Annotated in this window: 20 protein-coding genes; 10 read left to right on the forward strand and 10 right to left on the reverse strand. The window is 53.5% G+C overall.

Annotated features, from left to right (window positions below):
• Nucleotides 1-316 (reverse strand): DUF3742 family protein (locus M5C56_RS16995; RefSeq protein ID WP_247263248.1); only part of this gene is annotated, 316 nt, incomplete at its 3' end.
• 162 nt (nucleotides 317-478) lie between these two features.
• Nucleotides 479-1477: a DUF3742 family protein gene (locus M5C56_RS17000; protein WP_247263247.1), complete on the reverse strand. Its 999-nt coding sequence runs from the start codon at nucleotides 1475-1477 to the stop codon at nucleotides 479-481.
• Between the two features lie 576 nt (nucleotides 1478-2053).
• Between M5C56_RS17000 and M5C56_RS17005 the strand changes: the two genes are divergently transcribed.
• The 4 genes from M5C56_RS17005 (at nucleotide 2054) to M5C56_RS17020 (ending at nucleotide 8444) form a co-directional block, all read left to right on the forward strand.
• Nucleotides 2054-2401: a hypothetical protein gene (locus M5C56_RS17005; RefSeq protein WP_247263246.1), complete on the forward strand. Its 348-nt coding sequence runs from the start codon at nucleotides 2054-2056 to the stop codon at nucleotides 2399-2401.
• A 360-nt stretch (nucleotides 2402-2761) separates the two neighbouring features.
• Complete coding sequence (locus tag M5C56_RS17010) at nucleotides 2762-5059, forward strand: AAA family ATPase (RefSeq protein WP_103496987.1); 2298 nt, start codon at nucleotides 2762-2764, stop codon at nucleotides 5057-5059.
• Nucleotides 5056-6927, forward strand: a complete 1872-nt coding sequence (locus M5C56_RS17015; RefSeq protein ID WP_103496986.1) for a UvrD-helicase domain-containing protein — start codon at nucleotides 5056-5058, stop codon at nucleotides 6925-6927. The genes M5C56_RS17010 and M5C56_RS17015 overlap by 4 nt, the downstream gene beginning before the upstream one ends.
• Nucleotides 6928-7244: 317 nt before the next feature.
• On the forward strand, nucleotides 7245-8444 hold the full coding sequence (locus tag M5C56_RS17020) for a lysozyme inhibitor LprI family protein (protein WP_103496985.1): 1200 nt from the start codon (nucleotides 7245-7247) through the stop codon (nucleotides 8442-8444).
• 51 nt (nucleotides 8445-8495) lie between these two features.
• On the opposite strand, the gene M5C56_RS17025 is transcribed toward M5C56_RS17020, so the two are convergent.
• Nucleotides 8496-9545, reverse strand: a complete 1050-nt coding sequence (locus M5C56_RS17025) for a hypothetical protein (protein ID WP_103496990.1) — start codon at nucleotides 9543-9545, stop codon at nucleotides 8496-8498.
• A 639-nt stretch (nucleotides 9546-10184) separates the two neighbouring features.
• Between M5C56_RS17025 and M5C56_RS17030 the strand changes: the two genes are divergently transcribed.
• On the forward strand, nucleotides 10185-10520 hold the full coding sequence (locus tag M5C56_RS17030) for a hypothetical protein (RefSeq protein WP_103496984.1): 336 nt from the start codon (nucleotides 10185-10187) through the stop codon (nucleotides 10518-10520).
• A gap of 260 nt (nucleotides 10521-10780) precedes the next feature.
• Here M5C56_RS17030 and M5C56_RS17035 read toward each other — a convergent pair whose 3' ends face one another.
• The 4 genes from M5C56_RS17035 to M5C56_RS17050 all read right to left on the reverse strand — a co-directional run bounded on the left by M5C56_RS17035 (nucleotide 10781) and on the right by M5C56_RS17050 (nucleotide 12592).
• On the reverse strand, nucleotides 10781-11023 hold the full coding sequence (locus M5C56_RS17035; RefSeq protein WP_103496983.1) for a hypothetical protein: 243 nt from the start codon (nucleotides 11021-11023) through the stop codon (nucleotides 10781-10783).
• A gap of 12 nt (nucleotides 11024-11035) precedes the next feature.
• Nucleotides 11036-11515, reverse strand: a complete 480-nt coding sequence (locus M5C56_RS17040) for a hypothetical protein (RefSeq protein WP_103496982.1) — start codon at nucleotides 11513-11515, stop codon at nucleotides 11036-11038.
• A gap of 271 nt (nucleotides 11516-11786) precedes the next feature.
• Nucleotides 11787-12338 (reverse strand): DUF2857 domain-containing protein, encoded by a 552-nt coding sequence (locus tag M5C56_RS17045; protein WP_103496989.1) that lies wholly within the window; start codon nucleotides 12336-12338, stop codon nucleotides 11787-11789.
• Nucleotides 12339-12418: 80 nt separating this feature from the next.
• Nucleotides 12419-12592 carry a hypothetical protein gene (locus tag M5C56_RS17050; protein ID WP_178129929.1) on the reverse strand — a complete coding sequence of 58 codons (174 nt, stop codon included), beginning with the start codon at nucleotides 12590-12592 and terminating at the stop codon, nucleotides 12419-12421.
• 635 nt (nucleotides 12593-13227) lie between these two features.
• Here M5C56_RS17050 and M5C56_RS17055 point away from each other — a divergent pair.
• The 5 genes from M5C56_RS17055 to M5C56_RS17075 all read left to right on the forward strand — a co-directional run bounded on the left by M5C56_RS17055 (nucleotide 13228) and on the right by M5C56_RS17075 (nucleotide 18085).
• Nucleotides 13228-13842, forward strand: coding sequence for a hypothetical protein (locus M5C56_RS17055; protein WP_247263245.1), 615 nt, complete (start codon nucleotides 13228-13230; stop codon nucleotides 13840-13842).
• A 167-nt stretch (nucleotides 13843-14009) separates the two neighbouring features.
• Entirely contained in the window at nucleotides 14010-14660 is a 651-nt protein-coding gene (locus tag M5C56_RS17060; RefSeq protein ID WP_247263244.1) for a hypothetical protein, read from the forward strand.
• 707 nt (nucleotides 14661-15367) lie between these two features.
• The gene (locus tag M5C56_RS17065; protein WP_103499505.1) at nucleotides 15368-16582 is read left to right on the forward strand and encodes a DNA cytosine methyltransferase; all 1215 of its coding nucleotides are present in this window, start codon (nucleotides 15368-15370) and stop codon (nucleotides 16580-16582) included.
• Complete coding sequence (locus M5C56_RS17070) at nucleotides 16579-17229, forward strand: Eco29kI family restriction endonuclease (protein ID WP_103499504.1); 651 nt, start codon at nucleotides 16579-16581, stop codon at nucleotides 17227-17229. The genes M5C56_RS17065 and M5C56_RS17070 overlap by 4 nt, the downstream gene beginning before the upstream one ends.
• Nucleotides 17230-17317: 88 nt before the next feature.
• On the forward strand, nucleotides 17318-18085 hold the full coding sequence (locus tag M5C56_RS17075) for a GIY-YIG nuclease family protein (protein WP_103499503.1): 768 nt from the start codon (nucleotides 17318-17320) through the stop codon (nucleotides 18083-18085).
• On the opposite strand, the gene M5C56_RS17080 is transcribed toward M5C56_RS17075, so the two are convergent.
• From M5C56_RS17080 to M5C56_RS17090, 3 genes are all read right to left on the reverse strand, one after another.
• Nucleotides 18078-18497 (reverse strand): very short patch repair endonuclease, encoded by a 420-nt coding sequence (locus tag M5C56_RS17080; RefSeq protein ID WP_103499502.1) that lies wholly within the window; start codon nucleotides 18495-18497, stop codon nucleotides 18078-18080. The two genes, M5C56_RS17075 and M5C56_RS17080, sit on opposite strands and share 8 nt — an antisense overlap.
• Before the next feature lie 268 nt (nucleotides 18498-18765).
• Complete coding sequence (locus M5C56_RS17085) at nucleotides 18766-20898, reverse strand: Z1 domain-containing protein (RefSeq protein ID WP_247263243.1); 2133 nt, start codon at nucleotides 20896-20898, stop codon at nucleotides 18766-18768.
• 199 nt (nucleotides 20899-21097) lie between these two features.
• On the reverse strand, nucleotides 21098-23503 hold the full coding sequence (locus M5C56_RS17090; protein WP_247263252.1) for a DEAD/DEAH box helicase: 2406 nt from the start codon (nucleotides 23501-23503) through the stop codon (nucleotides 21098-21100).
• Nucleotides 23504-23738: the final 235 nt, after the last annotated feature.

The raw sequence follows: 23738 nt of genomic DNA on the forward strand, positions 1-23738 counted from the left end.
CAGGAAAAAGCTCCTCACCATCAAAACCTACTATTCCTTCTACTTCCTCACCAGAATCCGAATCATTTATTAGCACTTCCTTGAGGAACAAAAGACCTATAGCGAAGAGCGCGACCCAGAACGCCAAATACAGGAAGCCTCCAATCAAGGCCAACCTAGCCACAAAAAAAACCAAAGTATTCAATGTCGGCGGCGAACCTTTCTTACCCATCCAGGTAGCCGCCCTTTTCTCATATTTCAGATAGCTAGCAGATATCCTGCCCATCCATTGACCCACGAGATAGAAAAATCCATTTTTCTTCGTTTCGGCTGCCATGCTGCTGACCTCGCGTTGAGATTCCGTACGTGTTCGGACCAGCTTTGCAGATGAGCCGCAGAAGAGCCTGTAGGGACTTTCGGCAAATGCTGACGGATTGGCCTTTTAATAGGGAGGCTTTTGAAGGGGATCACCCTTGCGGCCCCTGAGACCGCAAGTTTCTTACCGTTGCGTGGTCGAATAGATCGATGGAGGATCAGGGCAGGGCTCCTCCACTTCAGAGTCAACTCTCTCTGCACCGCAGTTAGGATCCTCTCTCAGAATGCCCATCAGCACCAAGAGCCCAAGAATCAAAGGCACTATCCAAAGCGCCAAATACAAGAAACAGCCGAGAAAGATCAGCCTCACTGACATCTTCAAGACGTCGGCCAGAACCGTGGGCACGCCCTTGTCCAGTAGCCAGTCCATGCAGTCATCCTCAGCCCTCTGGTAGCGGCCAGAGAACCGCCCCAGACAGAAGCCCAGCCGATAGGACGATCCACGACGGGCAGCAGAAGGCCCGTCCCCTTCGCTGCTGTGTTGTGCTTTGCATCGTGCCCACCAGTCCTTCAACGTCTGCATCTGTGCCTGCGAGGCCGCAATGAGCTCAGGATCAGAGGTGGTTTTGATCACCTTCACGACAGCCAACTCGGCGTCGAACCGGTGCACCGTGTATTTGTAGTTGGAGCCGCCCTCTTCTTCCGTGTATCTGGACTGGGTGACATGTAACACAGCGTTCGCCCCCCACAGCCTGGCGGTCTCGATCAGCAGTTGGCGGGCCTTGTTGAGGTCACTGGATTCGCTCCAGCCTTTACCCGTGATCAGTACCCTCTTCATGCCTTTCGGTGGGCCGGCTTTGGACCAGACGAAATCGTAGGGTTCAACATAAATGTCTGTCGGGCCAGGTCCAGGAACCACACGTTTTGCCTTCGAGCCCTTGGCAGAAGGTGTCGGCATGAACGTGACGTTCTGCCCAGTCACCAGAGGCGCTCGACCTTCGACGTCATCAAGGTGGAAAAAGTACTGCTCCCTGTCCTCCCCTTTGATGAAACCGTACCCCTTGATGGGAACAAAACTGATGACGACACCTGCGATGCTACCGGCGGCTCTACTGTCCATGTCTGCCACGTAAATCTCTCCATAGTCATACGTCACTGGTAGCCCGTCTGCTGCTTCATCCACCCCGAAGCTCAGCACAACGTTTCAAAGAACCCGCAGCCGTTACTGGCCTGCAGGCCCTCAGCTTCGCAGATGGATACGAGACATATGCGTAGGGGAATTCGCAAAAACAGTGGGTATTTTTCAGCAGGAATCGCCGCCGCTCGAGAGCTCACGGTGACCTTCAGGTTTGAAGTTGGCGCGGGGTGGACGGTGGGCAGCTTTTTCAGGGTTCGGTGGGCAGTTGAACGAACGTTTCTTGGTCGTAATTTGCTAAGGCCAGCAAGACAACTCGCTTTCCATTGAGTGAAATTTCCTAGAAAATCCGGACCGCTTGTATGCGCCCAATCTCGCGGCTAGGCTTCGACTGTCACTGCTCATCAGTGATCAGGTTTAGCAGCCTGGAAATAAACATTGGGCGCACAGCGCCACCCTAGTCGGGCGCTATTTTTTTGCCTCCGCTTTATGGTGGCTGTGCGCAGGGCATCCTCACGGGTGCGCCGGGTTCCCAATGTTCCGGTCTGCTAACCTGCGTACAGCTGCCACCTCTTCGTTTAGCAGCGATAACTGGCAGTTCCACTTAACATTGGAAGTGCAAATGTGTTCAAAGTAACCCCCAATCCGCCTGCAATACCCAACGTTGAAACCATCGATCCTCGTATCGCCGACCGGGCTTTGTCTCACTACAACCTCGGCCCGGGCGCGGGATCAAAACCTGCCCCTGTCACCACGCTGCACGATCACCTGAATGAACCCAGGCATCAGGAAGACGCCCTGGCCAACGTCTACTCGATTCTGCAATCCGCTGCGGCCACTGCTTATGAACACGCTGACAACCAGACCGGTTCGAACCGTAAGGTGGCAATGGGTGTGGTGCATTTGATTGAGCTGGCACAGCTGAGAATGGATTCGGTACTGGATGAGCAGGCGATCAGCTTCAGCGGCTGATAGCTCTTAAACGCTAGAAGAACGGGAAGCAGTGCTTCCCGTTCATTTTCACTTGAATATGAAAGCCGTGTCAGCCACCACAAGCAATTGTCTGAGACCTGCTCAGACCGGGATCAGAAACTCAAGGTACTGTCTGAGATCAGTTCACCACGACACTTGCCGCCTTGACCCAAACCTTATCAAGATATTTCGAAAACTAACGATGCAGCGTCCCATCACCCTGTGAGCGCCTCGAATTAGCAATGCACCAATGATGGCGAAATTCCATCACAGTGGTTGGAGTGCTGGGCTGGCTCAGCTAGAGTTCCAGCATCTATCAGCTTGGCGCTCAGTCGCTGAGCAGTCATCAGGGAAGAGAGTATGCAAATTCAGCATCTGGAAATCGCAAACTTCCGCAAGCTACTGTCTGTACGAATCGATCTCGCAGCTCAGACCACCCTGCTCGTGGGAGCCAACAACAGCGGCAAGTCGTCAGCAATGTTGGCTTTACGCAAGTTTCTTCTATCTAAAGCATCAGTTTTCAGACTGCAAGATCTGACGCTGTGCCACCTCGTCACTATTGATGCAATCGGCGAAGCCTGGGAGGCTGCAGATGATAGCTTCCCAGTCCCCGTGGCAAATGACTGGACGGATTGGCTGCCAACACTTGATGTATGGCTCGAAGCGTCTCAGGGTGAGCTTCACCACATCCGTGATCTCATTCCTAACTTCGCGTGGAAAGGTGGCCATGTCGGAATGCGGTTCCGCTTGGAGCCGGATGACATGCCAACTCTGTTCGCTGATTACCGTAAAGAGCGGGCACGAGTGAGGCTGCTTCGACAAGAAATTCAGAAACAGACAGCCCAAGGGGTGGAGCCACCCTCGCTTCCTCTCTGGCCGCAGAACTTGCATGACTACCTGAATCGGCGAATTGGTAAAATCTTCAAGATCCGATGGTACCGACTTGATCCAGAGCAGCTACGAGCCCCAGATCCTGCAACTCGTAAAGCGAACCAGCAACCGCTTGCGGCCACTGCAACGCCTCTCGAGCGCAACCCATTAACAGACCTGATTCGAGTCCACGAAATCAATGCGCAGCGCGGCTTTGGAGACAGCGCTGACGAAGGCGTCTTGGAAGGAGGACATGGATCGGGCAGGAAGCTCTCGGAGCAATTGCGAGCGTACTACAGCAGGCACCTAGATCCAGGCGATAGCCCGGATGTTTCAGATTTGGAGGCGCTCAGAGCAATCGAGGCCGCTCAAACTGCCTTTGACACCCGCTTAAGCACGAGCTTCGCGCCTGCGCTCCAAGAAGTGGCCGGTTTGGGCTATCCGAATAACTCCGATCCGTCCATACGAGTTGCTACCCGCCTCGCCCCTACCGACGGAATGAACCACGAAGCGGCTGTCCTTTTTGAACTGGACTCCGTGGGAGGAGCGCCTGGCGCACCACCTCTTCGACTTCCCGAGACGTCTAACGGGCTGGGCTACCAAAACCTCATCTCAATGATATTCCGATTGATGGCGTTTCGAGATGAATGGCTTAAGAAGTACAGAAGTCCTGAAGAGCAGAGCGCAACTGGAGTTGAGCCTATCCACTTGGTTCTCATCGAGGAACCAGAGGCTCACCTGCACGTCCAGGTTCAGCAAGCGTTCGTAAAACACGCCTACCATGTGCTGTGCAGCGACCCACTGTTAGCGAAGTACCCCAACCTCAGGACACAGCTAATGGTCAGTTCTCACTCCAGCCATGTGGCTCATGAGATTGACTACGAAAACCTAAGGTACTTCCGCAGACTCCCGTCTGGCATGGCCGGGGTACCAATCCCGGTCTCTACCGTGTCGAACCTTAGTACAGTCTTCGGCAAGCCCAATCAAACGAAGGAATTCGTTACCCGTTACCTTCGGGCCCAACATGCCGACCTGTTCTTTGCGGATGCGGTGATCCTGGTCGAGGGGGCCGCTGAGCGCATGTTACTTCCTCATTTTTTGAGGCAACACTTCCGCTTCCTTGACCAGTGCTACATCACCATCTTGGACATTGGGGGAAGCCACGCGCATCGTCTTCGGCCTCTGATTGATGCATTGGGTATCGTTACTCTGGTGATAACCGACTTGGACGCCGGTCTCCATCAGGTCGGCAAACCTGTCGAGCGGAAGAAAGACCAATCCACTAACAACCCAACAGTGCGCCATTGGATGCGAGCAGCAGGCCTTGGACATGATGTGGACTCACTACTGGATCTGCCCTTCGACAGTAAAGCTCAGCAGATTGACGATCTGTTTTCGATCAGGATCGCTTATCAAACACCCATTACTGTTCGCTTACCCAAAACAGGGATGGACGTCGAAGCATTACCAAATACGTTTGAAGACAGCCTCGTGCTGAGCAACATTGATCATTTTGCTGACAAAGCAGGACGCGGGCTGATGCGATCCTTTTCCAAGGCGCTACGTGAAGCTGAGACCTCCCTCGAGCTTGGCGCAGAGCTGTTCACCAAGCTCAAGGATGGTGATAAGGCTGAGTTCGCCTTGCACGTTCTCGGCGACTCTAATTTCTCCCATTTGGCAGTGCCGACTTATATCCATGAAGGCCTGACGTGGTTGCAGTCCAAGCTCGAAAGAAAAAGCAAAGAACTATTGGTCATCCCATCAGCGATTGTCGAGGTGACGCCATGAGCCACCAGCCAGAAGCTGCTATGGATGATGTTCCAGATGCCGACCAGATTATTCAGGACTGTCTGAATCTCGATCATCCGAAGAGTTTTTTCCTATACGCCGGCGCTGGCTCTGGAAAAACCTATTCGTTGGTCGAGGCAGTGAAAAATCTAAAGAATAGGGAGCGGCAACGACTGACTTTTGAAGGACGTCAAATTGCGATCATCACCTATACCAATGCGGCGTCCGAGGAGATTTCCCGCCGTCTTGAACACGATCCGCTGGTGGTTGTGTCAACCATCCACGCCTTCTCCTGGCGGATGATTCAGGGCTTCAATGAAGACATTCGTGAGTGGCTTCGAGTCAAACTCACCGAAGACATCGAGGAGCTTAATGAAAAACTCGGAAAGGCCCGAGGGCAAAACAAGACCTTTCTAGCAAACCAAGCTTCGAGGGATAGCAAAGTTCGTCGGCTCGATTCCCTGAATGAGATATCGACATTCACTTACAGCCCTACTGGCGACAATCGCGGTAGGCAGGCCCTAAACCATAGTGAAGTCATTCAAATGGCTGCTGCTTTTATCCAACAGGCTCCATTGCTAAACGTTATGGCAGATCTGCACCCGGTACTGTTGATCGATGAGAGCCAAGATACCTACGGGCCGCTCATGGACGCTTTTCTGCGAGCACAATCCCTCATCCCTGACCGGTTCTGCATCGGGCTTCTCGGCGATACCATGCAGCGCATCTACAACGATGGAAAGGTGCACTTGGAGGAAGCGATTCCTCGAGACTGGGCCGTACCCGAAAAACGTATGAACCGTCGCTGTCCAACACGGGTGGTTGATCTTATCAACGTAATCCGTGCAAGCGCAGACAATCATCAGCAAACGCCAAAGCCCGACGCCATAGAAGGTACGGTTCGAATGTTTTGCACCCTACAGACTCCAGGTCAAGGTTTCGGGTTGGAGGAAGACATCTCACACCGCATGGCAGCTATCACCGGCGACGCTCAATGGGCATCTGGTAAGGATGGAAGAAAGACACTGATCCTTGAACACAAGATGGCTGCACGTCGGATGGGGTTCGAGGGTGTGTTCACGCCGCTGTATGGGGTTGAGCACCTGCGGACGGGACTACTGGACGGAACCCTGCCAATCTTGAAACTGTTCTTCGAACGGGTAACCCCTATTCTTCAAGCTGCCAAGACGGACAATTTCAGCCTCATGGAAGCTGTACGGCTTCAGTCTCCGCTTATCGACCCTAAATCCATGAAAGAGGCGCCTGACCAGTTAGCCTTGCTTGAGAAAGCAGGAGACGCTACTAAATCGCTGTGTGAACTGTTCAATGACAATGATCCCCTGATAGGGGACGTCGCTCATGCCCTGTTCGAAACAGGCCTACTAGATCTTCCTGATCGCCTTGTAACAGCTCTATTGCTGGGTACCACAACTGATGACCCTCCCGATACATCGGATCGTGATGCATTAGAAACCCATGCATACCAGGTTCTACTGGGGCGTCCCTTCTCGGAAATGGCTGCGTTCGCTGGCTATACCGAGGGGCTATCCCCCTTTGACACGCACCAAGGTGTGAAGGGGCTGGAGTTCCCCAGGGTGATGGTCATCCTCAATGACGAAGAAGCGGGCGGTTTCCTTTTCAGTTACGACAAGCTCTTGGGGGTCAAACCAGCTTCTGATGGCGACGTAAAAAATCAACGTGAGGGCAAAGATGATTCCTTGGCTCGCACTCGTCGTCTGCTCTATGTCACTTGCAGCCGAGCCGAAGAAAGTCTCGCGATTGTGGTTTACACCGCTCAGCCTGGGATAGCTAAGCAGCGAGTGATCGAGGCTGGTTGGCTCAAGCCCGAAGAGGTCGATCTTCTGTGAGGTTCACTACCAACAACATGACTTCTCTTGACGGAAGTACTGAAGTGCCAAGTAGCACAGTGCCTGGCTTCGGCTAGGTGAGTAGCCGCCTAAATCATTCAGACCTTTGCTGCGATCAACTGTGGGCTTTCGCAAGCCCATCGTGCCCCTCAGGCCTGAGTTTGACACCGGGCTGATATATCCCACCGCTTGCTGGCCCGACCTGCTACCCGTTTATGAGCTGACGTCGCGTCGTCATGAACACCACGGCCGATGGACGTGGAATCAGCGGTCTTGGCACAATGTTCACTTGGAAAGGAACCCACCCAAGGAACACCATGGCCCGCCCCGTACACCCCCTGCGTTCAATATTGATGATTGTCGGATTGCTGATGAATGTGGGCACGCCTGCCGTGGCGGCGTCCTTCGATTGCCAGAAAGCCTCGACACCGGTGGAGCGAGCTATCTGTGCCAATCCCGAATTGAGCGAGCTGGACAGCACCCTCAGTGCGCACTACAACCGGGCAATCACCAAGCTGGCACCCGATCAGCGCGATGCCTTACGCACTGGTCAGCGTACCTGGTTGAAAGCCCGCAACGCCTGCGCCGCTGAACCGGACAAACTGGCTGCCTGCCTGCAACCGCTGCTGAGCCAGCGGGTGATCGAGGTGGGTACGCTGACTCAGCCGGACACGGCGGCCCTGGACGCGACCATCGCCAGCATTCCCTACCACCCGACCGAGGCGGCGCAAGGGCTGAGGCGTTATCCGAGCAGTGAGTTAGCCGCGGCCTGGCTGGTTTACCTGCATCGTTTTGAGCCGGCCAGCGGGGTGACGCAAGAAGAAGCCGAAGCGAGTCGCCAGCAGGTACTCAAGGCACTGGCTGACGATGACTTTGCGCGCTCGGTATTTAGCGACATTGAGAATGATCAGTCAGTGAGTCGCGACCGGGTCGAGTTGACGCTGCTGCGCATGATGATCGAACGGGCACAATACGCATTCTTCGCCGACCAGCGCGCCTATGTGCACTGCTTTGTTTTCTCGCGCCAGGGTGAGGCTGCCTACGACGCCTTCGGCTCGCTCTACGGTTCTACCCGAGACACCTTTGCGCCGATCTGCGCACCCCAGGGCAACCTATTTGAACAAGGTCCCTGGAAGCAACTGAGCGGCAGCTTTAACGAAGCGCTGTCTGCGGCGAGCGGGAATGCCGGCACCATTCGCTTTGCCAGCTATGCCGAATGGCACTTGATGGCGCTGCGGGCTACGGTGTCTCCCCGGGACTTTCTCAAGGCGCCGGCTGCAAAAGCGGATGATCCCGAACAGAACGTGCGTGACTGGACCGACGACAAGTCCTGGCCGAAAAAACAGCGTCAGCAGGCCTTGGCTGCGGTTGAACCCGCCCGACAGGTGACCAGCACCTGGTTACAGCACGAGCGTGGTTTATCGGCGGACGAGGCACAACAGGCCGCTCGGGAAATCGTTCGGCAGTGGATGAGCCAGCGCCTGGATTTCATCAGCGAAAACAGCGGGGGCGAGTAAACCCCGCTGCCCCTCCTCCGTACCGGGTGACGCCTCCTGGGTGGAGAGGCCTCAGGGCATTTTCAAACTGGGCAGTGCCGCCTTGCCCTCGGCAGTCAGGATTGGCTGCAACTGGTCCCAGCTAAAGCTCAGCTCAACGTCGCAACCATCGCCCGTGGCGCGCGTCGAGAGCTTTATGCCCTGAGTATCAAATGTCAGGTCCGAGTCGGAGTAGCTGGGGGCGTGGCAGCCTTCGGCCTCAACCTGATCCTCGGCCCCCTTGGGTTGCTTTACCATCCAGGCGCCGAACTTGGCGGGCAGTTTGATATTGCCGTAGTAAGGATCATGCCACTCGTAGCGTCCACCCAGCCAAGACCACGGGTCAACGCTTTCACCGGTTTTCAGGTTCCAGGTGTGCCGACCCCAGCTGTTACCGTTTAAGCCGTAACCGGCGGTCCAGCGATAGAAGTGGACGGTGATCCATTGCGACGACCAATACGTGGGCTCGACGTGGATTTCACTGGTGAAGACCCCGCCACTGTTACCCAGGGAGTTGCGCCGTTCTTGGTAAAAATCTTTTTGACCTTCTGGGCTGATCGCTAGGCGTGCCAAGTCCTTATTGATCTTGGCAATGGCCGGGTCATCCCCTTCAAGCTTCAAGGTGACTTGTGCACCTTGGGTCTTCACCTGATAGGGGTGGTCCTGGAAGCTTTTTTTCTCGATCTTGGCTGCCGGCGGCACGGCGTCGATTGGGTCGTTATAGGTATCGCTGGTACAGTCTCTATCGTTTGATGAAGTGCCGATGCGCTCAAGGTGCAAGGGAGCTGGCTGGCTGTCCTGGCTCTTGCTCCACGCCCCGGTCAACACATCGCCCTGTGGTGCATCCAACCGCCAGATGCCGGTATTACCTGCCTCGACCCATGGCTCACCCGTCTTGCTCTGGGTCAGTTGAATGGGCGTCAGGAAGCGTTGGTAGTAGTAACTGGCACCCCCGAAAGGCGGTGCGTTGAAACAGACAGTGATGGGGCTTTTGCCTAAAGTGCCTTTCCAGACGCCAGCCAGGTCGGCATGGGCGAAGGACGAGAGGGTCACGAGGGAGAGCAGTAACAGAGGGCTTCGCATAGGAATCAGACGTCCGGATGTCCGATGAATGGGCTTACTGGTGGCGATCCTAGGGAGCGTTCGGATTTGAGTCAACCGCATGGGTGTACTCGCGCCCAGGCTGATCGCGCGACGGATCGTGTCCTCCTCATCCGTATTGCTGACATAGGCCAACAACGGGTATCGACGGTGTCTTCCACAACGACCTTGAACCTGGGAACAGGCGAACTCACCAAAGTCCCCATACAGCCAGGATCAATGAGTTTTTGGGTGAACGGTGGAAAGGGTGTGAAGCTCCGTGGGCGATTGAGAGAACGTTTCTCCACGGTGATTTGCTATGGCCAGCAAGACATCTCGCTTTCCATCGAGTGAAATTTCCTAGAAAATCCTGGCCGCTTGCGCCCGTTATTTTCGGTGGCTAGTCTGCGTTTCGTCACCGCCCATTCGGTGACCGGTTTTGACAGACCGATACTCACAGGCGCAAGCAGCGCCCCAATCACCATTGCAGGCGCGAGCCTGTCGTGCGTGTTTGTTATGGCGGCTGTGCGCAGGGCATCTTCGGGTGCGCCGGGTACCTGTGTCCGGTCTGTCAACCTACGTACAGCTGCCACCCTTCCCTGTTGACAGCAGGCGGTGGTAGCCCATCACAGGAGCTCCATCATGTTCAAAGCCACACCCAACCCGCCGGCGACACCCAGCCCATTAGACCTCACCCCTGATGCCGTCGATCGAGCATTGGCGCACTACATTTTTCCGCAGCCCTCCACATCCAAACGCTCTCGACCTGACAACGTCGCGAGTCCAAACCTTTGGGAGCAAGCCCTCGTCGATGCCTGTTCCATTCTCGAATCAGCCGCGGCCATGGCCTACGATCATGCAGACAACCTCACAGGCTCAAACCGCAAGGTCGCCATGGGCATTGTTCATCTGATTGAGTTGGCGCAACGCCGAGTGGACTCAGCGTTGGAGGAAAAGCTTCGAGGGTTTCGGGCCTGACTGAAGTGGACCTGCGGCAGCGTTTGCTGAAGATGGTCTGGTAAGGGGAGCGCGCTTTTCTTACCAAAACGGTAACCGTCTCAAAGGGCGGTTACCGAATCAGCAAGCCCTCACACCAGCCCGTCGGCGATCCAACGCTGGACTAGGTTCCAGACCATGGTCAGGTTCATTTTCCATGTGGCCCTGCCGTACAAATCAGATCTGAATCGAGGGCAAACCCCAGAGGTGCCACTGCACACTCAATTCTCCCGATCATCCCTTCAATCCATCTGCTCGAACCGCCGCCGCTTCATGAACAATCCCATCCCCATCGCCACGGCAAAAACCGACAGCAACCCCAGATCAAACCCCAACAAGCGGGTCTGACCTGCCACAACGCAGCCAACCGCACCCGCCGCCACCAACACCACTCCTAGCCACTTGCGTAGCAGATACGGTTTGAGGAATTGATCGAGCAGAAAGGACACCACCAAGGCAATGACCAATTGAGTAATGTCGGACATGTACGTCTCCAGTCAAGTCTTGATGATCAATGTCGAGAGGGTGCGTTGCGGGCCGATACCGCCGTTGACCTGCGCCTCGATGCTGACCAGTACGTCGCCAGCATGGTAGGTGGGTAGGATTTCATTGGCATACGTGCGCACACCGGCCCCTACAGGTATCGCCACGTAAGAGGGGGCCACGGCCTTGGCGGCGGCAGTGAAGGCCATGCCTGCAAGGTTGGCGATCGTGGTGCGTTGGGCGTTGAGGGCATCGCCCTGTTGCCGGGTCAACGGCTTGGAGATGCCGATCATCATCACGCACGGCAGGTTTTTGGCCAGCATCTTGTCGTACACCTCGACGACCTTGCTGTTGACCTCATAGTGGGCGCTTTTTGCCTCGCCAAAATGCAGCTCGCGCAGGCGTCCGCGTTCACTGTCGGTGAGCGTGATCTGCGAGACGTTGAAGACGATCCCGTGATTGCCCATGTATTGAAAAGTCCCTTCGAACTTCATCGCGCGCTTCCTTTCGGCACAAAGGTGGCGATTCTCTACAAGGAGCGCATTGAGTTCAAATCATTTCACCTTGCTGGCAAGGCGGCGGGTGCCTTCATCGATCAGCTCGCACAGGTGTAAGCGTCCGCCGCACGCGCCTCCCATCGCCTTCGCGCGCGTCGTGGCGACGGTGAGACTGGGCGGCTCTTGCTGCAAGTCTGGTGAGGGGGAGTTACGGTCCTCTCACCAGACCTGCAGCAATTTCCGTAACGGTTATCGAATCCTCAGGCCCTCACACCAGCCCGTCGGCGATCCAACGCTGGACCAGGTTCCAGACCATGGTCAGGCTCAAGGTGGGTTCGCACTCGGTCATCGACATGGTCACCTTCAGGATGGATCGTGGGTCCCGCACGTTCGTGCCCTGCTCTTTCGTCAGTCGGACCCAGTGCTTCCACAGGAGGTGCTCTTCTTCAGAGCGAACCTGGGGCCAGCTCCCCTTTCGATGGGGAATCCCCAGCATGTCGCGCCAGACGGCGACTTCTTTGGCGGGCAAACCAAACAACTCAGTGATCATGGGCGTGCTTGCACCCAACCTGATCGCACGACGGATCGTGTCCTCTTCATCCGTAATGCTGGCATGGGCCAACAGGCGGTGGACGATGGTGCTGTCCACGAAGACCTTGAACCAGGGAACCGGTGAGTTCACCAAAGTCCCCATGCTGCAAGGATCAATCAGGGTTTGCAGATCTTTCTCTTCGAAGCCCATAGCCAAGCAGCTGCGCAGTTGACCATTTTTGATGTTGTCCAAAACTTGAAAGGCGATTGCCAGATTCAAAGGGTGCACGTGTACCTCCACCATTCCATGGTTTTTTAACGGCCTCATTGACGAGCCGTTCGTCCTCAAGCCCGATAGTCCATTGGGCTCTATGTGTTTTCACGATAGGCATTGCGCTGGACACTCAGTATCTCGACACCTGCCCAGCCCTCCATACGGCAGGCCAGCTCATACAGAAAGCCATGGCTTTTCAATTGCTCCGCGCTGAGTTTGAGCTGGACCGTGTAGGTTGTATCGCCAGTGGTATCAGGACTCAAGTCCATTTGTTTTTCTCCCTGTTATGGTTATCGCTTCCAGGTGCGATAGACGGTGATCACTGAACGGCCGACGTCCACTTTCCTCTGTGAACCTACGAAACCGATCCAGTGACTCACCGAACGATTCCGCTCTACAGCCGCTCAATTTTATGGTGCCCCTAATTATGTAGTGCTTCCCTGAAGGATCAGCTGTCAGAAAAGGCGCTTCATCCAAAATGAAAAGCATGCGTCAATTGTGAGGCGACTGTTTTCTTTAGGAATGCGTCAAAGATCGCGCAGTTTTCCAATAGATAACAGCGCCCTCTGCTCCCCGAGTAACGGTGCCCGGTGAGCGTATATCTGTGCACAATTAAATTGTCCATTTCCCACAGCACCACCGGAAGCGGCTGACTATCTCACCCAGTGAGTTTGAATCGATGATTGGGTCTGGTTAGCTGTCGTTGGCAGCACCTTCCCAAGTGGTCGTGATCTTCGAGGCCACGGTGTGCAGATAGCACATTGATCATCCCTAGTTCGCCCAGCATTCGGAAGCGCGAACAGTCGTCGACACCCTCGCCGATCGAATGCCCCAACCCCACCGTGACGGAGACCTACCGTCAGGTGGTGTCTCCTTGTCACGTATCCATTGAGTAGGAGACACCATGAGTATATCTATGGCTGTATTTGACGCGCTGTCAGCCATCAGCGTACCACCGGAAAAAGCCAAAGCCGTCGTAGAGGCTTGGGAGGCCGAAGTGCGAAACACAGCAACGAAATCCGATCTGGTACGAGCGGAAAAGCTGCTGATCCAAAAAACCGTCGATCTAGGTCGAGAGCTGCGTGGCTCGATCAAAGAGCTAGGCGACACGGTCAAAACCCATGGCGAGCAGATACACACGCTCAGCCAAGCGATAGTTACCCAAGGGATCGAGCTTCGCGCTGAAATGAAGGAACAAAACAGCTCGATCCGTACTGAGATGAAGGAACAAGGCAGCAAGCTTCATGCTGAGATCAAAGAACAAGGCAGCGAATTTCGACTTGCAATGGAAAAACAAGGAGGCGAGTTCCGGCTTGCCATGGAAAAGCAAGGTAACCAGCTTCGTACTGAACTCAAGGAGCAAGGCAGCGATCTGAAGAAATCCATTACAGAGTTAACTGCAAAAGTTGATAAAAGCTTGACCCTTGTCTACTGGCAGCTCGGCGTGGTTTTCTTAGTCTTTGTTATTCCAGTAGGAAAGCTTGTTTTCGATTATGTTGTTAAAGAATGGCCGCTCTGACACATTGCCTCACCACTCTACCGGCAGGTTTCGACCTGTGGTTTAAACGCTTCAAGACGTGGGCACTGTCTACGTTGCTCTGAAACACCACCATTTCTGCCCATGCGGGGAACACTCCCCGTCCGGGCGCAGTGTCTCTCCGTTTTGGGCTTTTCCTGGAGAGACCTATGAAACTAGATATACCGACACCGCAACAAGATGCGCTGCTCGACCTGCCTATCGTTTTTACGCCGAGGGCGTGGCATGAGAGTGTTTACATAGCGAAGCCACTGAACATCGCCGAACAGGGCTTTCGCTTGACTGCAGTGCTTCAGGCCGTTCGCAATGCCATCATTCAGGAGTCTTGGGATGATGAGCCATTGTTCTTTGACTTCAGCCACAAATGCTTTCCCTTTACGGGTGAGCGATCGGCACTGGCTCTGTTGGATCTGCGTCTGGTAGTAGACCGTACGGAAGCAGAACGGCATGTGCTGACGCTCATGCTCAGGCATGAAGCCGAGGCGCTTGAGAAGCGGATTCCTGGAGAGCTCTTTGCTCTCGGTGAAGTCGTCATGACCCTTGGTGTAGAAGCGCTCGTTCAACAAGGTCTGTTGGACATAGCGCTCTATCTGGACCGTCACCTTTGTGGTGATTGGGGAGAGCTACCTGGGGCGGACAGACTGAAAAACGAACGGGCGGTACTGACCGGCGCCAGCCTGTTCTCGCGATACGACGTTGACGTTGGAGCGGCGAAGAAGCTCTGGATCATCACGTCGGCAGACAGGGGATTCACCTCCCTGCTCCTGCCTATTGAACCCACCCTGCCCCAGTTCGACTGAGGCTCACTGACCGCCTACCCGACTTTTCAGGCGAGTAGGCGGTTTTTGGCTTTCCGCGCTTTGTGATCAGTATTACCGCGTTTGAAGGCTTGCGTGATGCAGGTAGTCACCCAGGCTTCACAATCTCCTACACCTGCTCAATGCCATTCAACGCTCGATAGACTCCTTCGGTCGCTTGCCCAAGGATGTCACCTTCATAGAACGCGCGTGCGCCTCGAAACGACACGGTAAACAGGAACCTGCCAACTCCAAAGCAGAATAGCCGAGCGTTACAAAACTCCTTTGAAATGAGACACGTATCTTGCCAATCTTGATGTATACATCAATAATCGCGTCGGCGTATTGCTCGCTAGGAGGTGCCGTATGCGAACACTGCGAGAACTCGGTGCGGAGGTCGCGATTAGACGCCGCGCACTGGGCCTGAAGCAATTGGATGTTGCCAAACGTAGCGGCGTGACTGCTGAATCTTTGTCTCGCTTCGAGCGAGGCCGAACCTCCGAGTTCGGAAGCCGAAAGCTCATGGCCGTTTTAGCTGCGGTGGGAATGGAGCTCGCCTTGGTCGAAATCTCGTCAGACCAATGTCAGCCCCCGAGAGAAACCACTCGAACACACGGACGCCCAACCTCCGCTGGTCTAGAGGCCTAAAGCATGCGCCCACTGTTAAACTGTTAGATTAAGAGCCAGGTTTCTGGTGATGGAGTAATGCAATGAAATCGGTTGAGCTTTTCGCTGGCGCCGGCGGGCTTGCGATGGGATGTGAGATTGCCGGTTTTGAGCACCTCGCCGTGGTGGAGTGGGACAAATGGGCCTGCGATACCGTGAGAGAAAACCAGAAACGTGGCTACCCAATCCTGGCGGGCTGGAATCTGCACGAGGGAGATGTGCGCGAATTCGACTGGTCCTCAATTCCGCAAGATATTGAACTGTTAGCGGGCGGTCCTCCATGTCAACCATTTTCTATTGGTGGCAAGCATAAGGCCCATCAGGACAACCGCGACATGTTTCCCGCAACCGTCGAGGTGATCCGCCATCTTCGGCCCAAGGCGTTTATCGTGGAGAACGTCAAAGGCCTGACCCGCTCAACATTCGCGAACTATTTCCACTACATCCAATTGCAATTAGAGTTTCCCGAACTGCCGCCGAACAAGGACGAGGACTGGGCCGACCACTTGGCACGTCTGCAGGTTGAAAAAACGTCTGGAAAACGCAAAGGCAAGGGACTGACGTACAACGTAATCCCCACGCTGGTGAACGCGGCCGACTATGGCGTCCCGCAGAAGCGCGAGCGTGTGTTCATCATTGGCTTCCGTGACGATCTTGACATCGAGTGGTCATTCCCCGCACCCACGCATAGCCATGACGCGCTGCTCTATGATCAGTGGGTCACTGGGTCCTATTGGAAGCGCCATGGCATTCCGCAACCAGAAAGACCCACCAAATTTGCTACGCGTGTAGCCAAGTTGCGCCAAGCCAAGGAACCACCGCAGACATTGCCATGGCGCACCGTGCGTGACGCGATTCAAGGTCTCCCCGACCCAGAATCTCGAGCAGCCTCGCGTGTACCTAACCATCTGTTCCAGCCGGGCGCACGCGTATATCCAGGCCATACCGGAAGCCCGTTGGATCTGCCGGCCAAGACATTGAAAGCAGGAGATCATGGCGTTCCTGGTGGCGAAAACATGCTGGTAAGGGACGACGGAAGTGTGCGTTACTTCACCATTCGCGAAAGCGCGCGGATACAAACATTCCCGGACGGTTTCCGCTTTCATGGAAGCTGGACCGAAACTATGCGCCAACTTGGAAATGCCGTGCCAGTCGTCCTGGCACAACGTGTGGCAAGCAGTGTCGCAGAGCAATTAGCATTGGCCGAGTTAACCCGGCTCGCCAAGATCGAACAGGGTATTAAAAGGAAGAGCGCGTGACAGGCAAGGTCATTCCATTCAATCCGCTGGACAAAAAAAACCTTGGCGCCAGTGTCGCCGAGGCCTTGTTAAGCAAAGAGATTCATCCGCTGAGCGATCTACCGGTATTCGAGGGCGCGGGAATCTACGCGATCTACTACACGGGCGACTTTTCGGCCTATCAAGCCATTTCCCGCCTGAACAATGACGGCAAGTTCCTACTTCCGATCTATGTGGGCAAGGCGGTTCCCGCCGGCGCACGAATGGGAGCGAATCAGGAGTTGGCGGCTGGCAAGGTATTGCACAAACGGCTGAAGGAGCACGCAGAGAGCATCAAGGCGGCCGAGAACCTTAATACTGAAGATTTCCACTGCCGCTTTCTGGTAGTAGACGACATTTGGATTCCACTAGGTGAATCGCTGATCATCGCCAGGTTTACACCCGTCTGGAACTCATTGATAGACGGTTTTGGCAACCACAACCCCGGCAAGGGGCGACACGCGGGCATGCGACCACGTTGGGACGTATTGCACCCGGGACGTGCCTGGGCACTGAGTTTGGCGGAGCGTCCCGAGACTGCGGCGCAGATTGGCCAGGACGCCGAAACATACCTGAGGGTTCTACCGGCCTGCTTATCCGGGCAGTTCATCGAAGCCGAGGGTGAGTAATACAACGTCACCGTGATGAAGGCATCAGGAGTGAACTCCATGATCCTGTCATCGCGGTAAATCAGGCGCGGTGAAAAAAAGAGAACACATGGAGTACTTCAAGGAGCTGGAGTTTGACCTGCCTTCGGCGCTGTTAACGCAACTGGTGAACCTGTTCACAGAGATGACGCCGGGGCCACTAACAGAGGAAACGGTTTCAAATACGCCGGAGGCACAAGGGGTCTACCAATTATTCCTCGATGGCGAGTTGATCTATGTTGGCAAGACAGACGCGGATGCGGGGCTGCGCCGCAGATTGTCGCGACACGCGAAGAAGATTCGCTCCCGACTGAATCTGAGCCAAGAGCAGATTACCTTCAAGGCCGTGCGGGTCTATGTATTCACCACCATGGATCTGGAAGATTTACTCATCAAGCACTACCGGGCCTTGGAAACCCCACTGGCGTGGAACCTCAGTGGGTTCGGCTCCAATGATCCCGGACGCAACAGAGACGAGTCAGTGGTCAAGGAAGGGCACTTTGATAGCCTATATCCAATCGACCTGGATTTTGAAGTCGAAATCGTGCAGTTGGAGGGAGATCATAGTGCGGCGGGAATCCTCAAGCAGTTGAAAGATCAGTTGGCCTACACGGTTCGCTTCCAGAACAGGGGTGGCAAATCCAAAAGGCCTCATCTCGATCTTGAGGGTGCTTCGGTGCGGCTATGCTCCAAGCGGGATAGCGTTCGGAACATTTTACGCCAGGTCAAAGGGGCTTTGGGGAGTGATTGGCAAATCACCGCGTTGCCAGGCTATGTGATCATCTACAAGGAAGGGAAGCACTACCCTCATGGTGAGGTTATCCAGGCCACTACGTAGCTGGTCTCGCCAAGAAAAGTCGAACGCGCTGCTCTAGCGCGTCCAGATTTCGTAACTCGCACTCCCAGATTATTAACGCTTCCCATCCCACTTCGTTCAGCCTTTGGAGATTGAACTCATCTCGCACCTTATTGCCTTCAAGCTTCGCTCGCCAGAACTCCTGATTGGATTTTGGAACACGTGCCAAAGAGCAATTCTTGTGCCGATGCCAGAAGCATCCATGTACAAAAATGACCTTCCTCTTGCCAGCGAAGACCAGATCGGGCTTCCCTGGCAGCTTAGCGCCATGTAGGCGATATCGAAAGCCGGCCCCATGAACCAGTCTGCGCACCACCATCTCCGGCCGGGTGTTCTTCGCCTTAACCAGCGACATGACATGGCTACGTTCTGCAGGAGTGATACTGTCCACCATACTTGAATTTCCACGACAATTGACCTAAACCGCTCATCACGCAGTCTTCACGGTTGAACCTATAGCCGCATGAGGCAGTGGCGGGCGCTTGGATATCCGCTATCGCCTATTCTCCCACAGCGACCGCCAAGTCGATCATGTTGCTGATCTCGAAGACATTTTTCATGTCTCGCTCAAGAGTATATCCCCCAAGCGAGTGCTGACCTGATGCTTTTGTGATCGACGCAAACTCAACTCTAGTCATTCGATCAGCAAATAACGACACAAGTTACGCAGTCGTTTTTGTTGCGAACACACAAGATTTAGCTCGAGGTGGGCTCGCTAGCATAGGCCATAGAAATGGCCCCGCTTTCCATCCAAGATCCGGGCCACCCTCTTGCTTCAGAATAACAAGGGCCGGTGCCAATCTAGTTGGCGCTTTCACCAAATTACGAAGTTCCGCAGTACCGAGAATAGACAACCCGGACCTATCGCCAGATGCCGATTTTGATAGCTGTCGTCCCTCCTCGACCAAAATTAATATTTTTCCAGAGGCCTTATTCGCGTAGTAATGAAGTAACCCTTTCATAGCATCCCAGTCGAACCCAGGCGCACCGTCCATCACCAGGGAGTTGGAAATTATGTCAAGAAGCGCTACTGCATCTTCAAGATCAATCTCAGAGAATATCTTGTTTCCAATGCACTCTTGTGGAATGAGCTTTTCCGCTTCCTTGACCAGTTTTTTCAGATGAGTGTTTGCCACCGTATTAAATCCAGTAGGCGTCAAAATTTCATTTGGCCTTATAGCAATCACATCACTGAGGGATATCTTGCTGGGCGCACAGGGTATAATTCCATTTTTTGCATCATTTTGGATAAAAACAACACCTTGATCGTGCGACCCATCTTCAAACGCTTCGCGAAGAGCGGTTTCCAAACTATGTATCTGGACCAATCTTGAATACACGTCTCTGGAGGTATAGAACCGGGTTACAGCAAGGTCGGCCTGAGGCCTCGCACCATACATCCGGGAATGCTGGAGAACTGTATCAGCTTGCATCCTCTTAGGATTCCTACCGTAATAAAAAGCCAAGAGACTGGGAACGGTAATACCTCGATCCAGGATACTTCCCCCAATAAAAATATTAGCTTTAGTTCTCAGTTTTAACTCCGCCGTCTCAGGATCAAGAAGAGGCTCAAGTTGAACATCCGAATTTACGCGCTGCACATTAAGCTCACCGTCATCTATCAGCTTACACACATCAAAATAGGCTTGCTTTTTATCCGGGAGATGCCCGCGATCAGCTTCGACAGATCTGCTAATATCACTATAGGCCTCATCAAAAACATCCCGAAGGCGACGATCCCTCTGTTGAACAGCTTCCTCAAATGCATTACGCAATTTCTCAACTGTTTCCCACTGCCAATTATGAGCCTCTCTCTGAGTATCATTATGCATAATCATCGCATATTTCTGAAGGGGCTGATCCAACTCCTGTTGTTGTCGTCGCCTAATTGCGACCGACAACAAAAAAGTAACAAGACTAAGACGTAAAGCCTTAATGTTATCACTAGTCCATAAACGATCCTCCCTGATAGTTCGCCCATCATTAGATCTCAGCGCGTCATGCTCTCTCCCCTCAACCTCCATATAAAGATAATGACGCGGATCATCTGCCCCATACCCCCCAAAATATGCTTCCCCCCCGACATAGGCGTCATGTATAGGCAGCAACTCTGTAAAGCTAGGTCTCTTTGGATAAAAAACCTCTTCTGCTTCGCTTGCCCCCCCATAATTATCTGGCTGCAAATAGAGCGCATAGGGAGTGGCAGTCACCTGGAGAAAATACACATCTTTTATACTGCCGCGCAACGCATCCATCTGATTTGCGATGGTGCCTTGTTCATATGCTTTTTCGCCTCGCCTCTTGGTAAATCTAATACTTGCCATATCAGCTTCATCATCAACAAGTAAAACGCGGCGATCTCTTAGCTCAGGATGATCCACCTCAAAAAGTTTTTGAATCCTATCTAGATTTTGCACCTGTTTCTTGGCGACAATTACTATTTTCCGTCTGCGTTCAGATTTGGTGAGGGGCAATGGGGCGGCCATGATATCGAACAGTACGATTTCATCGTTCTCGATAAACTCTTTAAAGTCTCGCCCGATACGCTTTACGGTTTGACTGGCGAGGGTCCGTGTTCCTTTTGTTAAAACAATGGCGATATCGTAATCTCGATCAAAAGCACGAGCGATAACACCTAAAAAAGCTCGCGTCTTACCTGACTGAATTTTTCCAAGCAGCATCCCCGGCTTATTGGGATCCTTTGCAGTGGAGAGCTGATCGACGACGTTTTCCACACACTTTTGCAGGTGTTCGTCATCATTTCTTTTCTCACGTAGCCGTGCGTAAAACCCCATCCTCGCCTCCATGCAGTTAGTGATGCTTCGTTTAGTATCGTATCGCACAAATTTTGTAGGGATTCAACATCCTGATGAATTTAGATCCGCCGCATAGCCTCATCAGGCGATCGCAACGCTTTCTCATCAGACGTGCCAGCTTTACGCAGCACGACCAGATCCTCACGCAAGACATTGGTGATTGACCTCCATGGAAATACTAGTCAGTCTTAATCCAGCCTGCGGCGACCCAATCGAGACTTTCCGGGATCATGTAGTGGTTGCTGGTCTCGGCTAAGCGTTGACTGACTAACTCTTCTGCTGCTTTGAACAACGTTTTGGAGACTTGAGCATCCAAGCCGGTATCACAATGAATAGTAGGGTTGAGCAGCCATTGACTCACAATTAATGGATTCAGTCGGGCATCGCTCCCGTTAACCTGAACTAACACAAACTCCTGGCGCAACCGTTTCCCTTGTGGCCCCTGCCAACGCAGCATAGCACCGAGCAAAGCCCCCTCCCCCAGCTCAGGGGTGACGATTGCAGCTACCTGACCACCAAAATCATACTGACATGCCTTGCCAAGCAGGTACTGCATTAGCTTGGAGTTGAGATCCAGCATGTGAGTATTCGGGCGGTTAGCAGCCAATAGGCGATCCAAGGTAGCATCCATTCGCGGAGAGCTTCTGGATGACAACCCCATTTCAAGCATGACCTGCTCAGGAAGTCGAATTCTTAGTAACCGGTCTTTATGAGTACGCTCTGCCAACTCAATGCCGAGTTGGTCAAACATACCCAAAACGAAACTGTAGAGGTGCTCGAGCGTGATCACCAACTCATTCCGTAACTCATTAGGATCACTGGTGGCGGCATAGGCGAAAAGTTCTCTATGTTTGGCGGCCGCAGTTTTTGCTTGATTCAGTGCTTCGTCAATGCGCTCACGGGTACGTTCAATACCGAGTTTGGTCGCTTGAAACAGGATATCCTCGACATCGACCAACTCAGCCAGCTCTCCTAGGATCTCGTCCCTCAGCCCATCGTTAAACTCATTCTGCTGCACCTGAGCGAGATCAATTACAACACTATCGATACGTTCGTACATCAAGTCAACAATAGACTGATCCAGGCTATCCGTTTGCTGGATATTGAAAACAACTACTTTCTTTTTCTGTCCATATCGGTACAAGCGGCCAATTCGCTGAACTAGACGCATAGGATTCCAGGGAAGATCGTAGTTGACCATGATGTGGCAACTGCGTTGGAGGTTGATACCCTCACCACCGGCCTCAGTCGAGATCAAGAAGCGGGCTTGGTCTTCGAAGCTTTTGATAGCTTCCCGCCGCTCGGCATGCTGCATGGAACCGTTGATGAGTCTTACTTGATCATCCCCATACCGCTCGGTGAGAGCTTCACAGAGATAGCTCTGAGTAGTGCGATATTCGGTGAAAACTAAAATTTTCTCATCAGGATTGTTCGAGTGGATCTTATCGATAATCTCGTTAATAAAAAGCTTTAGCTTCAGGTCGTTGGATTTTAGCGCCGCAGCCTCTTCGATGAGGTCTTTGAGCAGCTGTACCTCCCCAGCAAAGAATTCACGAGAGTCGCTAGCGAACTGCTCCTCCCACTCTCCTAGGTAGCGCTCATCGCGAGCTTCATCTGATGAAACATCATCCACAACACCGTCAAGAAGTCGTTGAAGGCGATTGCAGAGTGCGCGGTGTATCGCAGCAGCACTGGAGGCCGCCAATTTTCGATAAACGGTCATAACGAAACCAATCGTATTACCAGCTCGGCCCATTGCTTCGCTAACAGCGTAGCCTTGGCGCAAATAGCGTTGCAGGGTCTTATCGAACTCGATGGACTCGACACTGCTTGTTACCTGTAAAGCTTTAGTGATCTTACCTTGAAAGATGAAGTTACCCTCAGCATCAGTCACGTCCGCCTTATGATTGCGAAAAACCATATCGCGAAGAATTTCCGGTTTCAGATTAAGCATCAACAAATCAGTACGGCGTTCAGGCCGAAGTAGCTCCAGTAAAGCCACGAACTTATCTTGCATGCCTTGGTGCGGCGTCGCACTGAGCAACAACATGTGCTTGGCTTGACTACGTAGTGCTTTGGCAAGCTCGTATCGTTCAGAACTGTTCAGCTTTTGGCCATATTGGCGGCGGCTCAAACGGTGGCTTTCGTCAAAAATCACCAGATCCCAAGGCTCAGCTTGCAGTAAATTTTCGAGATGGCCCGCCTGCTTCAGCCGATCCATCGAGCCAATGACGCAGTCATGCATTTTCCACTGGCGAGGCTCATTGATGGAAAAGTCTTCACCATATATTTCGAAATCTTCCAATTTGAACTTGTGGTACAACTCCTCTTGCCATTGCTTGGTTAAACCTGCTGGAGTGATCAAGAGGATGCGTTTCACCAGATCACGCTGTCGAAGGGCATGCAGAAGCATCCCTGTTTCGATGGTCTTACCCAACCCCACATCATCCGCAATCAACCAGTTGAAGTTGCCCGATGCGAGGATGTGGTGCACTAAGTGAATTTGATGCGGTAATGGCTCAATCTCTAAATGCGAAAGCGCGCCGGTATTTTCATTCCACACCTTGATTGCCTGAGCCAACATTCGCAGGCGCAGACGCTCTGCATCTTTCGGCTCACACACATGAGCGGTGACAAATTTATGCTTAACACCTTTGACCTGGCGCAGATATTGATAAGGCATCCAGTGGCGCTTCCCGGCCTCAGGAAAGTCTACCAGTACCTGCTCGCTGCCCGCCAATAAACGTTGCTGCATGACGACACCCTGACCCAGCGAGCGGACGCCAGTGCCTGGAGTATTGTCCACTACATCCATGCCA

Source organism: Pseudomonas sp. MWU13-2862, from assembly GCF_023242495.1.
GTDB classification, from domain to species: Bacteria; Pseudomonadota; Gammaproteobacteria; order Pseudomonadales; family Pseudomonadaceae; genus Aquipseudomonas; species Aquipseudomonas gingeri_D.

Bases quoted from the DNA above. Each gene is read 5' to 3' on its own strand.
- M5C56_RS17075 (WP_103499503.1), top strand. From the start codon at position 17,318: ATGGAGTACTTCAAGGAGCTGGAGTTTGACCTGCCTTCGGCGCTGTTA.
- M5C56_RS17060 (WP_247263244.1), top strand. From the start codon at position 14,010: ATGAAACTAGATATACCGACACCGCAACAAGATGCGCTGCTCGACCTG.
- M5C56_RS17010 (WP_103496987.1), top strand. From the start codon at position 2,762: ATGCAAATTCAGCATCTGGAAATCGCAAACTTCCGCAAGCTACTGTCT.
- M5C56_RS17080 (WP_103499502.1), bottom strand. From the start codon at position 18,497: ATGGTGGACAGTATCACTCCTGCAGAACGTAGCCATGTCATGTCGCTG.
- M5C56_RS17015 (WP_103496986.1), top strand. From the start codon at position 5,056: ATGAGCCACCAGCCAGAAGCTGCTATGGATGATGTTCCAGATGCCGAC.
- M5C56_RS17090 (WP_247263252.1), bottom strand. From the start codon at position 23,503: ATGTTGGCTCAGGCAATCAAGGTGTGGAATGAAAATACCGGCGCGCTT.
- M5C56_RS17035 (WP_103496983.1), bottom strand. From the start codon at position 11,023: ATGTCCGACATTACTCAATTGGTCATTGCCTTGGTGGTGTCCTTTCTG.
- M5C56_RS17050 (WP_178129929.1), bottom strand. From the start codon at position 12,592: ATGGACTTGAGTCCTGATACCACTGGCGATACAACCTACACGGTCCAG.
- M5C56_RS17085 (WP_247263243.1), bottom strand. From the start codon at position 20,898: ATGGGGTTTTACGCACGGCTACGTGAGAAAAGAAATGATGACGAACAC.
- M5C56_RS17030 (WP_103496984.1), top strand. From the start codon at position 10,185: ATGTTCAAAGCCACACCCAACCCGCCGGCGACACCCAGCCCATTAGAC.
- M5C56_RS17040 (WP_103496982.1), bottom strand. From the start codon at position 11,515: ATGAAGTTCGAAGGGACTTTTCAATACATGGGCAATCACGGGATCGTC.
- M5C56_RS17025 (WP_103496990.1), bottom strand. From the start codon at position 9,545: ATGCGAAGCCCTCTGTTACTGCTCTCCCTCGTGACCCTCTCGTCCTTC.
- M5C56_RS17055 (WP_247263245.1), top strand. From the start codon at position 13,228: ATGAGTATATCTATGGCTGTATTTGACGCGCTGTCAGCCATCAGCGTA.
- M5C56_RS17020 (WP_103496985.1), top strand. From the start codon at position 7,245: ATGGCCCGCCCCGTACACCCCCTGCGTTCAATATTGATGATTGTCGGA.
- M5C56_RS17065 (WP_103499505.1), top strand. From the start codon at position 15,368: ATGAAATCGGTTGAGCTTTTCGCTGGCGCCGGCGGGCTTGCGATGGGA.